The organism is Rhizobium sp. 01N424 (assembly GCF_056399485.1).
In genome coordinates, this window is record NZ_JBFTRK010000004.1 from 170,937 (window position 1) to 184,101 (window position 13,165).

General features: G+C 61.2%; 8 protein-coding genes. 5 read left to right on the forward strand and 3 right to left on the reverse strand.

What is annotated here, in order from left to right; translation table 11 throughout:
- Nucleotide 1 precedes the first annotated feature (1 nt).
- From AC1DNK_RS13610 to AC1DNK_RS13620, 3 genes are all read right to left on the reverse strand, one after another.
- Nucleotides 2–2,989, reverse strand: coding sequence for an ATP-binding protein (locus AC1DNK_RS13610; RefSeq protein WP_477941583.1), 2,988 nt, complete (start codon nt 2,987–2,989; stop codon nt 2–4).
- Nucleotides 2,990–3,213: 224 nt separating this feature from the next.
- Entirely contained in the window at nt 3,214–3,963 is a 750-nt protein-coding gene (locus AC1DNK_RS13615) for an SDR family oxidoreductase (RefSeq protein WP_477941584.1), read from the reverse strand.
- A gap of 184 nt (nt 3,964–4,147) precedes the next feature.
- Nucleotides 4,148–6,982 (reverse strand): M16 family metallopeptidase, encoded by a 2,835-nt coding sequence (locus AC1DNK_RS13620; RefSeq protein WP_477941586.1) that lies wholly within the window; start codon nt 6,980–6,982, stop codon nt 4,148–4,150.
- 239 nt (nt 6,983–7,221) lie between these two features.
- Here AC1DNK_RS13620 and arfA point away from each other — a divergent pair, with 239 nt between their 5' ends.
- From arfA to AC1DNK_RS13645, 5 genes are all read left to right on the forward strand, one after another.
- Complete coding sequence (arfA, locus tag AC1DNK_RS13625) at nt 7,222–8,742, forward strand: arabinosylfuranosidase ArfA (protein ID WP_477941587.1); 1,521 nt, start codon at nt 7,222–7,224, stop codon at nt 8,740–8,742.
- Nucleotides 8,743–8,804: 62 nt separating this feature from the next.
- A complete protein-coding gene (locus AC1DNK_RS13630; RefSeq protein WP_477941588.1) occupies nt 8,805–9,890 on the forward strand; it encodes an ABC transporter ATP-binding protein in 1,086 nt (361 codons plus the stop codon).
- 140 nt (nt 9,891–10,030) lie between these two features.
- The gene (locus AC1DNK_RS13635) at nt 10,031–11,299 is read left to right on the forward strand and encodes an ABC transporter substrate-binding protein (RefSeq protein ID WP_477941589.1); all 1,269 of its coding nucleotides are present in this window, start codon (nt 10,031–10,033) and stop codon (nt 11,297–11,299) included.
- Between the two features lie 50 nt (nt 11,300–11,349).
- Nucleotides 11,350–12,234, forward strand: a complete 885-nt coding sequence (locus AC1DNK_RS13640) for a carbohydrate ABC transporter permease (RefSeq protein ID WP_477941590.1) — start codon at nt 11,350–11,352, stop codon at nt 12,232–12,234.
- Between the two features lies 1 nt (nt 12,235).
- Nucleotides 12,236–13,060, forward strand: coding sequence for a carbohydrate ABC transporter permease (locus AC1DNK_RS13645; protein ID WP_112388667.1), 825 nt, complete (start codon nt 12,236–12,238; stop codon nt 13,058–13,060).
- Nucleotides 13,061–13,165: the final 105 nt, after the last annotated feature.

The window sequence follows — 13,165 nt, forward strand, 5'->3', positions numbered from 1 at the left end:
CTCAAGGCCCTGCCAATTCATCGAGATCGCGTTTTGCTCGCCCGGCGAGCCAGACAGCTTTTTGTGTTTCCGCGATGCGGACTGCCTTTGTGAAATCCCTGATGACCTCGAGCGATTTGTGCTGCAGCTGGCGCTTGAGATTGGCGCGCCGCCGATAGAGCTCCGCGAGCCAGAACAGCTGGCCGCTTGCGCTTCCTGCCGCGATTGCAGTTTGCAGCGCTTCCATGGCTTCGGCAGGTCTGCCGGTGAGCTGCAGCACCTGCGCATGCATGTCGCTATGCATGGAGAGATTATCGTCGGTACCCAGCTGCTGCTGAAGCGTCAGCCCGTCTTGGAAGCGGTCTGCCCCGCGGCGCCCTGCAGAGCGCATCAGCTCGGCCCAGCCACAATACATGTTGGCACGGGCCTGGCTGGCCGAGAGACCGTGTCGGCCGGCCAGCGCATACATCTGCTCGCCAAGGGCATGAACGTCGTCAAAGCGGTCCTGGCATCGCCTGAGGACGATCGCATAATAGAGCGCGTGCACCATGGTGCCGGCATGATTGGTTGCTTCAGCCCAGTCGAGGCAGGTGGCGATCGCATTCTCGCTATCGTCCGGACGGCCGAGAAGCAGATAGGAAAGTGCGCTCTCGCCCAGTCCGCACACCTTCGCATCGTGTCCGCCGAAGAAGGCACGATTCCTGACCGCCCGCTCGGGATCGTAGAGATGAAGTCCCCTGGAGACACAGTCGAGACAGAACTCGTGCTCACCGGCATGAAAGCTCGTCGCCCACCCGCAGTGAAAAGACTGAAGCCGCGTCTCGTCATCTTCAACGCCCCGCATATCGGCAACGAGAATCCGGGCGCGGGTTTGCTGCTCCAGTACGGTGGGCGCCGTGAACCACCATCCCCAATAAACCGGGAAGTGCCTTGCGCGGACCGGCGGCGGCTGCGTCCGCAACAGCTGCATGGCGCGCGAATAGACCCGCTGGGCAGCCTTCGAGCCCTCGCCTTCGAGCGCGGTCGCGACGACGCCCTGAACTTCCAGCAGTCTGAGCCGCAAGTCGGCTCGGCCGTTGCGTGCCGCGGTTACGCGCTTGAGTTCGTCCGCGCAGAGTGCGATCGAAATGCCAGCTTCATTCATGGCGGAGCGCGAGACGCTGGCCTCGGCTGCTTCCAGGGCGAACCTGGCCGCATCTTCGTGCAATCCCGCCTCGGCGCATTGCCAGGCGGCGATTGCGGCAGGCAGGCTTGGCACTTCCTCGCCGATCAACCGTTCTGCGATCAGCCGGTGGATGCGGCGCCTGTCGGTTTTCAGGAGGCTGCCATAAGCGGCCTCCTGCATCAGCACATGCCGGAACCGGAAAGTGTCGCGAGCCTCCGACACGCGCTCGATAATCCCCTCAGCAATAAGCCGCGCGACTGGATGGTCGGGCGGCTGCCGGGCAATGCTGTCGAGAAGATGCATCAGCAGCGGGAGGCTGAACTCACGGCCGATGACGCTGGCGATCTGGGCTGTCAGCCTGGCAGAGCCGCTTCCGGCAAGCCGGGCGGCCAGCAGATCGTTGAGTGACGTGACGCCGCCTTCCGTCAGCTGCCTTTTCCACTCTGCGGGCGATCCGGCCAGCGTATTGCGCGATCGGAAAAAGCTGGCCAGCTCCTCGCCGTAAAGCGGCATGCCATCGCTTTGGTCGAGAATGAAGTCCGATAATCCCGGTGGCGCCGGCTTGCCCCAGATCGAGGCGACGAGATCCCGCACCGCATCGGACGCAAGACCGGACAAGGTAATTTCCGTGGCGCCTGCCGGTGCGCCAGATAACCTCGACGTCTGGATCACGAGGATCGGCTGCTCGGCGGCCAGCGCCCGAAGACGCTCCAGAAGCCCCAGCGTCATGCCATCGGCCCAATGAACATCCTCAAAGACGATCAGCGCCGGAGAGGCCGGTGCATTGCAGGTGAGAACATGCGCGGCGGCTTCGATGACGGACTGCCTGAACGCGCGCCCGGATAGATCGGATGTGCGGAGACTGCCAGACATCGCGGTCGTCGCGCTGGCCGTGAAATTGGCGAGCGGCTCGATCAGCTTCCTATCGACAGGCCGCCCCGACAGAACCAGGGCGTCGTTGAATGCCGCTATCCCGCCATCCCTGAGAGCGGGCGAAGCGCCAAGCCGGTCGATGAAGGCCGTGAATGGAAAGAGCGGCTGCCCCTCCAGACGGCGGCCGCATTGCAGGATGGCAAGGTCCTGCGGCCGTGTCTTTGTCCTGCTGATGAACTCATCGACGACGCGTGATTTGCCGATGCCGGCCTCACCGGTCAGCGCGATCGAGCTGCCCCTCCCATCAAGGGCCGAACGCCACGCATCGGAAAGAATGGCAAGCTCGCTGGTCCTGCCGCGGAGCGGCGGCCGCTCGCTTGCGATGGACTGTTCGTTGGCCGCCGCCGGATGCCGGTCCTTGGGACGCCAGAGCGCGACCGGTTCGTCGAAACCCTTGAGATTGGCCTCCCGGATGAAGGAATAGTCGAAAGCCCCTTGCGTCAAGCGGACAGTCGAGTCGGCCACAAGCACCGAATTCGGGTCTGCCTCGCCCTGGAGGCGGGCCGCCAGTATCGGCGCAGCGCCAACGATTTCGTCGCCCTCCGCGGAGAAGACGACGAAACTGGTGGCGATCCCGATTCTGAGTTTCAGCGGCCGCCCTGTCCGGCCCTTCGGCTTGGTCAGGGATCCGACCAGTTCCAGTGATGCCCGAACCGCGCTTTCGGCGGCGTCTTCGGATTGATTGGGAAAGCCGAAATAGCAGCAGCCGCCATCACCGAGCCGCTGGTGAACGAAACCGCCATGCTTGGCGATGATCGCATCCGCGCTTTGATGGAGTGCTGAAACGGAGCGGAAGAACTGTTCGGGCTCGGTTCGCAGCAACAGCTCGGTCGAGCCGACAATATCGTAGAAAAGTGCCGTCACCTGACGGCGCTCGCCCGCAAACCGAAATCGCGCTTGAATCTTCTTCATGGCGAGCTTGCCCACATTCACGGCATCGCCAAGGACAACCGATTTACGGCCGTGATGCAAGCATTTCATGCCTAGTCGCTAATATAAAGCGGGGCATTCGCGGCTAATCGCTGATTGCTTCCTGCCTTACATAGAATAACCGCAACCGAAGCGTGATCATTGCCGTCGCGCTACTCGAAAGCGCCCGCTGCATTCACCGCGGGCGCTTCGAACGAGTTCGGTCTTCAGAGATTGCTCATGCCGCCGTCGATGATCAGCTCGCTACCGACGATATAGGACGCTTCGTCGGAAGCGAGGAAAATGACGGTCTTGGCAACTTCGCTGGCGTCGCCGAAGCGGCCGACCGGGATCTGGCTCTGAACCTGCGACGCCATCGCCTTCGAATCCGCTTCCGACATGCCGAGCTTGCCGTAGAGCGGCGTGGCGATAGGGCCGGGGCTGACGGCGTTGACGCGGATGCCGCGGCCGACAAGCTCGCCCGATATCGTCTTGGCAAGCGTCAGAAGCGCGCCTTTGGTCAGCGAGTAGACGCTCGAGTTCGGCATGCCGATATGGGCGTTGATCGAGGTGTTCAAAACAATGGCCGCGCCCTTAGCGAAGATCGGCAGCAGCGCCTGGATCAGGAAATAGGGGCCTTTGACATTCGTCGCGATCGACTTGTCGAAGGCGGCTTCCGACCAGCCTTCTATAGGACCAAACTGGGCAACGCCGGCATTGACGAAGAGAATGTCGAGATGGCCGAACGCTTCCTTGATCTGCTGCGCGACCTTTTTCTGACCCTCGACGTCTCCGGCGTCGGACTGGATCACGAGCGCCTTGTCGCCCAGTTCCTTGCGGGCATTTTCGATGCCGGCCGCGCTGCTGCCGGTCACGGCAACGCGCGCACCCTCGGCGATAAACTGGCGGGCCGTCTCCAGGCCGATGCCGCTGGTGCCGCCGGTGATGAGGGCTGTCTTGTTTGCAAGTCTGGACATGGCGAAATCCTTTCGGTTGATCGATTGCCCGGCGCATTGCCGGGGTTGATGAGAATGATGTAGCCGAAAAGCAGTGTCCGGATTAGACAGCAAATTCCAATTCTGAAGTTCGGAAATTCCGAACGCGCAAAGGTGAGGCTGTGGTTTGCCACAGCGCCCAGCCAAGCCGTTCGACCGGACGCTTTTACTGTCCCGCTGCGGGCAGCACCTCGAATTTCCAGAACGTTTCCGGCTTCAGGTAGGCGATCGCGAACTGGCGGATGTCTTCGGCGGTGACATCGTCATAGCCGCTGAGGTTGTCGCGGACGCGCTGCAGTCCGCGGGGATCCGTCTGGGCGTCCTGCAGGTGCTCGATCCAGTATTCGTTGCTTTGCTGCTGGTGCTTCATTGTTTCGATGACGGGGGCGCGGGCGCGGCTGAGCTCGTCGGCAGAGATAGTGTTCTTCCGCAGATCGGCCGTGACCTGGTCGACGAGTTCATAGAAACGCGCGAGCTTCCCTGGCGTCGTGTCGACATAGATATAGGCGTAGCCGAAACCCGGAATGTCCTTCGACAGATCGACATCGGCCTGCACGCCATAGCTCGCGCCTTCGGCGATGCGGAACTGGTCGATCAGCCTGTTCTGGATGACCTGTCCGGCGAGGTTGGCGGTGAAAGACCGCTTCAGGTCTGAGAGCATATCGCCGACCGGTACTCCGACTATGGCTGCGGCATTGTCCGGCCTGCCGCTATGTGTCTCGGTGACGGGCGACGCGGTTGGAGTAGGGAAGCTGATTTTGAGCGGCGCTGTGCTCGGAGCTGCGTCCGGACGTGTCGGCAGGGCGCCGAATGTCCGTGCGGTCAGAGCGATCGCTTCATCGGCCGTGACATCGCCGACTATGGTGATGTTGACCGGGCCGCTGGCAACCGCCGGTCTGAAAAGCTTTTCGAACTCGGCTGACTGGGCGGAGCCAAGTTCTGCCTTGCCGGGGAAAGTCCAGCGGGGGTCGCCGCCATGCGCAAATCCTGCGAAATCGCGACTGATGACGCCGCCAGGGGTCGCGGCATACTGATTGAGATTGTTCAGGTAGGCCTGCTTCACCCGGTCGAAAACCTCCGGCCGGTATGCCGGATCTGAGGTATAGGCGGCCATCAGCTGCAACTGCGTCTGCAGGTCGCTGCTCCGCGTCTGCCCATTGAAGCGGAACGAGCTGTCGCCGACGGAGAAATCGATGCCGACGACATTCGCCGCCAGCACCCGCTGGATATCCGGATAGTCCATGGCCTTGACGCCGGAGAGGATGACGGCGGGCGAGGCCCAGAGCACCGAGGCCTGATCCCTGGACAGGCCGATACGGCCGTGGCCGATATCTTCGCGCACCAGAACCTCGTCGGCCCGCAGCTTCGTCGGTTTGACGGTGAGCCGCACGCCGTTGGCGAATTTCACCATCGTCAGGCCGAGATCGTCAACGACGTGGCGTTCGACGACTGTGCCCGGCGCGCCGAAATCCATATAGGGCCAGGCAATATCGGCCGCCGCCACCGGAGCCGTCACGGCGATAGCGCGCGATGCGTCGTAAGTCTTGCGCAGCTCATCTGCGCCGCCCTTCGGAGCCGCAGGCGTCAGCAGCATCACCTGCGGGCCATTGCCGGAGAAGGTGACCGGCAGGGCCTTGTTGATCTCCCCGGCCTGGATGTCCTTCGTCATGCGTTCGAAGAGAGCCAGGTCTTCGGATGGCGACGTATAAACCTGATCGGTATCGACGGTGTAGGCGAGGGTCGAGGCGATGCCGGTGCTCGTCCGGGTCGCTGCGCCCGATGCTGCCGATTGGAGCAGGGCGCGGTATTCAGTGATCTCGCGGTCGAGTTCCGGCTGGGAGACGCCGAACTGCAGCAGCCGACGCTGTTCCTGGTCGATGCTGCTCAACGCCGCCTGCCATTTTTCCGGATCGCCGTTTGCGGCAATCATCACCGCATGGGCGGATTCGAGCAGATCCTGCGAGCCGGCGTCGGCGCTGGTGAAGGGTGCGTTCGGCTTGCTGGCAATGGTCGAAAGGCGGCGCCGCAGCACCAGAAGACCCAAGTCCTCGACCAGTTGCTGACGCCGCTTGGCATAGGTGTCGAGAGACGTATCGAACGGGCGTGTCCAGATGATCTGAACATTGGTCGCGCTGCCCGGCACCGTGATCACATCGGCGCTTTCGGTCTTTGCCTTCAACGCACCGAGATCCGGTTCGGCAACCGCGGCGCCACGTGGCTGCCAGTCGCTGAAGCGCTTGCGGATGTCGGCCTCCAGTGCAGCCGGATCGACGTCACCAACCACCATCAATGTCGCACGGTCGGGACGGTAATTGGCATTGTAGAAGTCGCGGACGCGGTCGACAGGCGCATTCTTGATGATGTCGATCTTGCCGATTGGTGAGCGCAGGGTAGCGCGCTGGCCCTCGAGCAGCAGGTTGGTGACGCCGATCGACGCCCGGTATTGTGGCGTGTCGCGCAACCGCTCTTCCGAAAGGATGACGCCGCGCTCGCGGTCGAAGGCGCCGGTGTCGAGGGTCAGCTCGCTCGCCGTTTCGCGCATCAGCATCAGACCGGTCGAGAGCGTGTCGGCATCGACCTCGGGAAGATCGAGCGAATAGACGGTTTCGTCATAGGCCGTATTGGCGTTGGTATCCGGGCCGAAGGCCAGACCCTTGCGCTGCAGGATGCGGATCATCTCGCCTTCGGGAACATGGGCCGAACCCTTGAATGCCATGTGCTCGAGAAAATGCGCCAAGCCCTGCTGCTCGTCGCTCTCGTTTAGCGAACCGGCACCGATCCGGAAGCGGATCGCCGCCTGCCCCGGCGGAGTGGCGTTGTGCATGATGGCAAAGCGCATGCCATTGGGGAGAATCCCGAAGCGGATATCGGGATCTGCCGGGATGTCGCTGCGGCTCTGCGGCCAACTCTGCGGCTCCTGTGCGTGGAGGGTATTCCCTGATGCGGCGATGCAGCCGACGGCGACTGCTGCGATGAACCGCAGGCAGGTGAGATAACGCATATGGTTCGAATCCCGCAAATGAGAGGCGACAGGGTGTTTCTGTCAGGAGTCTTTCATAGGTTGCGGCTTGCAGCAATCTCTTCTGCCGCAGTTGAGCGATGCAGGCGTTTTGTCGCAACAGAGGGCACGTTTTCCATCATTTAAATCTGTTCTTTTGATATAAAACAAAATGCTTGATTTAAAAAATCTCTCAGAATAGCGTGGCAAAAAATCAGTTTCAATAAATATGAGGAACATCGATGCGGGCTAAAGCCACCCTGAACAGGGAATTCACGATCTCGACCGTCGACAAGCGCGTCTATGGCTCATTCCTGGAGCATATGGGCCGCGCCGTTTACACCGGCATTTATGAGCCCGGTCATGAAAAAGCGGATAAGGATGGCTTCCGTACCGATGTTCTTGATATGGTGCGCGATCTCGATATGCCGATCGTGCGCTATCCAGGTGGCAACTTCGTCTCAGCCTATCATTGGGAAGACGGCATCGGCCCGCGCGACCAGCGCCCGACGCGCCTCGATCTCGCATGGCGCACCCGCGAAACCAACCAGATGGGCGTCAATGAATTCGCCGACTGGTCGAAGCTCGCCAAGACCGAAATGATGCTGGCGATGAATCTCGGCTCGCGCGGTCTGAATGATGCCCGCAACTTCCTCGAATATTGCAATCATCCGGGCGGCACCTACTGGAGCGACCTGCGCGCCAAGCACGGCTACAAGGATCCGCACAACGTCCGCATCTGGTGCCTCGGCAACGAGATCGATGGCCCCTGGCAGGTCGGCCACAAGACGGCGGCCGAATATGGCCACCTCGCCAACGAAGTTTCCAAGGCCTTCAAATATTTCGACAAGACGCTCGAAACCGTGGTCTGCGGCTCGTCGAACGACAAGATGAAGTCCTATCCCGAATGGGAAGCGACGGTTCTCGAAGCCAGCTATGACAGCGTCGATTACATCTCGCTGCACAAGTATTTCGGCAACGAAGAGAACGACACGCTGAACTACTATGCCAAGGCGATCGAGCTCGACCGCTACATCGTCACCATCGGCGGCGTCATCGACTATATCAAGGCGAAGAAGCGCTCGAAGCGCGATGTGAAAATCTGCTTCGACGAGTGGAACGTCTGGTATCACGACCGCAAGGAAGACGACCAGCGCTACAAGAACTGGGACTGGCCGGAAGCGCCACCGCTGCTCGAAGAGCTCTACAATCTCGAGGACGCCGTCTTCGTCGCCTCGCTGATCAACGTCTTCATCCGCCGCTCAGACCGCGTCAAGATCGCCTGCATGGCGCAGCTGGTGAATGTCATCGCCCCGATTTTGACCAAGGCCGGCGGCCCGGCCTGGCGCCAGTCGATCTACTACCCGCTGCAGTTCGCCTCGAAATACGGCCGCGGGACGGCGCTGAACGTCTCCGCGTCAGGCCCGACCTACGATTGCGAAGTGGCGCAGGACGTTCCCTATCTCGACCTCTCGGCCGTGCTGCAGGAAGACGGCAAGACGATCGCGGTCTTCGCCATCAACCGCAGCCTCGACGAGGCGATGGATCTCGATGTCGATCTGCAGGGCTTCAAGGGCGCGAAAATCCTCCAGCATCACACGATGGTCGGTGACGACCTGAAGGCGCGCAACTCGGTCGAGGATCAGAACCGCATCGTTCCCAAGGCCGGTTCCGGGCTGCAGGTCACGGATGAGGGCAAGCTCAGCGGTTCGCTGCCGGCCAAGTCCTATCACTTCATCCTGCTCTCCGTCGCTGCGGCGTGAGCTGATTGTCATCCGGGCGGCGGAGGAGGCCGCCCAGGTGGGAATGCCAATCGGGAGGATGCATGTCTGGAATCAAACTGACTGACGTCAGCAAGTCGTTCGGCTCGTTCAAGGTCATCCATGGCGTTGATATCGAGATCGAACAGGGCGAGTTCGCGGTCTTCGTCGGCCCGTCGGGCTGCGGAAAATCGACGCTGCTCAGGATGATCGCCGGTCTGGAGGAAACGAGCGGCGGCAAGATCAGCATCGAAGACGAGGACGTCACGCATACTGAAGCCTCGAAGCGCGGCGTCGCGATGGTCTTCCAGTCCTATGCGCTTTACCCGCATCTCTCGGTTTTCGAAAACATGGGCTTCAGCCTGTCGATCGCCAAGCGGCCGAAGGCCGAGATCCAGCAGAAGGTGAAGGCTGCGGCCGATATCCTGCGGCTGGAGGACTATCTCAATCACAAGCCCAGCCAGCTTTCCGGCGGCCAGCGCCAGCGCGTTGCCATCGGCCGGGCGATCGTGCGCGAGCCGCGCGTCTTCCTGTTCGACGAGCCGCTGTCCAATCTGGATGCCGAACTACGCGTCAAGATGCGCATGGAGATTGCCCGCCTGCACCGGCAGATCGGCGCGACGATGGTCTATGTCACGCATGATCAGGTCGAGGCGATGACGCTGGCCGACAAGATCGTCGTGCTCAAGGCCGGCGTCGTGCAGCAGGTCGGCGCGCCGCTCGATCTCTACCGCGATCCCGCAAATATGTTCGTTGCCGGGTTCATCGGCTCGCCGGGCATGAATTTTCTGAAGGGCAAGGTCATCGTTTCAAGCCAGGGTTCGGCGACGATCGAACTCGACGATGCGCCGGGCAAGACCTTCGATCTGCCGACCCGGGCGCCTGTCGCGAACGGCGCCGTCGTCCATGTCGGCGTGCGTCCGGAGCATATCGGGCTCGGCGCGACGGAAGGCGGGTTGCCGCTTGATGTGACTGCCGAATTTACCGAGGAACTGGGTGGCACCGGCTATCTGCATGTGCTGACAGCAACGGGTGCCGAAATGACGGTCGAGTGCCGGGAAAGCCGGCCGCAGCCCAAGGAAAAGATCACCCTCTCGCTGAGGGTGCCTGAAATGCTGGCCTTCGATGCCGAAGGCGGAAGGCTCAGCTGATACCGAAATCCGGACGGAATCCGGAACTCGGCGAAGACATGCGGGAAGGGGGACCGCAGGCCTTGGAGGAGGTCTGCGGCGACGGACGTCCCGTGCCGCGAGATGCCCATGAACAACACTTTTACTGAGGAGGAACCGACGTGAGAAAACTGGTAAAACTTGCCGTTTCGGCGGCCATAGCCTTGCTGCCCTCGGCAGCCGCATTCGCGCAGACAGACGTGACCTGGTGGGACTTCCTGAGTGGCGGCGACGGCGTTCGCATGAAGGCGCTGATCAAGGAATTCAACGACACCCACCCCGATATCAAGATCAACGCGACGACGCTGGAATGGGGCGTGCCCTTCTATACGAAGGTGCAGACGGCGGCTGCCGTCGGCCAGCAGCCCGATATCATGACCTATCACATGTCGCGCTATCCGCTGGCCGTTCCGACCGGCATCCTGCGGCCGTTCACGGATGAGGAACTGGCTTCGGCCGGGATCAAGAAGGAAAACTATGTCGATGCCGCCTGGAAGCAGGGCACCTTCGACAACAAGGTCTACGGCATTCCCTTCGACGTCCACTCGATCGTTCTCTACTACAACAAGAACATCCTGAAGGAAGCCGGGCTGCTCGGTGACGATGGGCTACCGAAGGGTCTCGATGGCCTCGACAATTTCAATGCCGCGCTGGAGAAGATCAAGGCAACCGGCAAGGTCGAATATCCGCTGTCGCTGCATACGGACGAAGGCGGCTCGATGTGGCGCGTCTTCTATACGCTGATCGCCCAGCAGGGCGCCAAGTTCATGGATGGCAACGAGATCCTGCCCGGTGACGCCGGCGTCAAGGCACTGCAGACCATGGCGAACTGGGTTTCGACCGGCTATTCGCCGAAGCTGATTTCCTATGAAGCCTCGATCGCTCTCTTCACCTCCGGCAAGGCTGCGATGCATGTCAACGGCGTCTGGGAAGTGCCGACCATGACCGATCTCGCCAAGAAGGGCGAACTCGGCTTCGAATGGGGCGCCATCGAGATCCCGAACCTGATGGGCACGCAGGCGACCTGGGCGGACTCGCATTCCTTCGCGGTTCCGAACAGCGACAGCAAGCCGATCTCGCCTGAGAAGCTGAAGGCCGTGCTGCAGATCATTGCCTGGATGAACGAGCACAGCATCTCCTGGGCCAGCGCCGGTCATATACCTGCTTTCAAGCCGGTGACCGAAAGCAAGGAATTCAAGGAAATGCAGCCGAACGCCACTTATGCGAAGCTTGCCGATACCGCCGTCTTCGACCCGGTCTCCAAGCTCGCCGGTGTCGCCGGTCCGATCTACGAGGCAACGCAGAACTTCGTGGTTCCCGCGCTCAACGGCCAGCTCGATCCGGCCGATGCCATCGATCAGATGCGCGAAGAGCTGAAGAGCCAGGAATAAGCCGTTGCTGGCCGGAGAGCCTTCTCCGGCCAGCCTTCGCTTCGAAGGAGATGCCTGTGATCAACAATGAGAAGCGGCGCAAGACGCTGACGGCGGTGGCGATGATCGCGCCGTTCCTGATCGCCTATGCGACTGTCTTTGCCTATCCCGTCTATAAGATGTTCGCGCTCAGCTTCACCGACGCCCCGCTGATCGGCGAGGGCCAGTGGGTGGGCTTCGACAATTACGTCAAGCTGTTCAGCCAGAAGCTCTTCTTCACCTCGGTCTGGAACACCGGCTATTTCGTCGTGCTGACCGTCATTCCGAACACGCTGATCGGGCTTGGTCTGGCGCTGATGGTGGTGCGTCTCAAGGGTTGGGTGCAGAGCCTGATCCTGATACTCTTCTTCATTCCCTATATCCTGCCGGTTTCCGTGGTCACGCAGATCTGGAAATGGGTTCTCGACCAGCAGTTCGGTATCGCGCAGTTCGTCATCGAAGCCGTGACCGGCAAGCGCGTCAGCGTCTTCCGCGATCCCATCTGGGCGATGCCGATGGTGGCGCTGGTGACTGTCTGGTGGACCAACGGCTTCAACCTGCTGCTCTTTATCGCCGGGTTGCGCAACATTCCGCACGATTATTACGAGGCGGCGATGCTGGATGGCGCGACGCGCTGGCAGTGCTTCAAGCGCATCACCTGGCCGCTGATCTGGCCGGTTACCGCGCTGGTATTGACCTTGCAGCTGATCCTGCAACTGAAGATCTTCGACCAGGTCTACCTGCTGACCGAGGGCGGCCCTTTCAATTCGACCTATGTGCTGTTGCAGCTCGTCTACCGCGAAGCCTTCCGTTCGAACCACGGCGGCACGGGTTCGGCGGTCGCCGTCATCCTGTTCGCGATCATCGTCGTCGTCTCGGTGCTGCAGTACCAGCTGCTACGTGTGAGGGAGCGCTAGGATGCCCGGAAAAACAATCGGCAACGTGCTGCTCCTCGTTCTCACGCTCCTGATCGCCTGCATGTGGGCCTTCCCGATCTATTGGGCGGTCGTCACCTCGATCAAGCCGGAGCAGGAGGTCGTGGCGAAGACGACCTTCATCCCCGATGTGCTCAACTTCTCGGGCTATTACTATGCGCTGTTCGAAACCAAGCTGCCGACCTGGTATCTGAATTCGATCGTTACCTCGGTAACGGTGACCATCGTCGTCATCCTGATCAGCGTCATGTGCGCGTATGCGCTTTCGCAGATCGTTTTCCCCGGCCGCAAGCTGCTTTACGGCATCATCCTCGCGAGCTTCATGGTGCCGTCGCAGGCGCTGGTGATTTCGCAATTCGTGCTGATGCACAAGCTGAACCTGATCAACACCTGGGGCGGCATCATCCTGCCGCAGCTGATCGTTCCCGTCGTCGTCATCGTCTACAAGCAGTTCTTCGATTCCGTGCCGAAGGAGCTGCGTGAGGCCGCCAAGCTCGATGGCTGCGGCGAATTCCAGATCCTCTTCAAGCTCTATCTGCCCCTGAACTGGGGGATCACCACGGCGCTGGCGATCATCACCTATATCATGGCCTGGAACGCCTTCCTCTGGCCGTTCCTGGTCACTAACTCCGATGACATGATGACGATCACCGTCGGCATCACCCAGACCCGCGATGCCTTCGGCGTCAAATATGCGCGCGACATGGCGGTCGCCATTCTGGCCGCGATGCCCGTCGCACTTGCGTACCTTCTGTTCCAGAAACGCGTGACGCAGGCGTTGATGCTTTCGTCCGGCATCAAGGGATGACGTGCATGAGATTGCTTCAGGGCCGAGGTGAGAAGGCCCCTGCCGGTCCGCGAGAGTTCTCCCGAGGCGCGGACCGGCCCCTAGTAAAATTTGAGCAGCGACACA

Bases quoted from the DNA above. Each gene is read 5' to 3' on its own strand.
- arfA (WP_477941587.1), top strand. From the start codon at position 7,222: ATGCGGGCTAAAGCCACCCTGAACAGGGAATTCACGATCTCGACCGTC.
- AC1DNK_RS13630 (WP_477941588.1), top strand. From the start codon at position 8,805: ATGTCTGGAATCAAACTGACTGACGTCAGCAAGTCGTTCGGCTCGTTC.
- AC1DNK_RS13615 (WP_477941584.1), bottom strand. From the start codon at position 3,963: ATGTCCAGACTTGCAAACAAGACAGCCCTCATCACCGGCGGCACCAGC.
- AC1DNK_RS13645 (WP_112388667.1), top strand. From the start codon at position 12,236: ATGCCCGGAAAAACAATCGGCAACGTGCTGCTCCTCGTTCTCACGCTC.
- AC1DNK_RS13620 (WP_477941586.1), bottom strand. From the start codon at position 6,982: ATGCGTTATCTCACCTGCCTGCGGTTCATCGCAGCAGTCGCCGTCGGC.
- AC1DNK_RS13610 (WP_477941583.1), bottom strand. From the start codon at position 2,989: ATGAAGAAGATTCAAGCGCGATTTCGGTTTGCGGGCGAGCGCCGTCAG.
- AC1DNK_RS13640 (WP_477941590.1), top strand. From the start codon at position 11,350: ATGCCTGTGATCAACAATGAGAAGCGGCGCAAGACGCTGACGGCGGTG.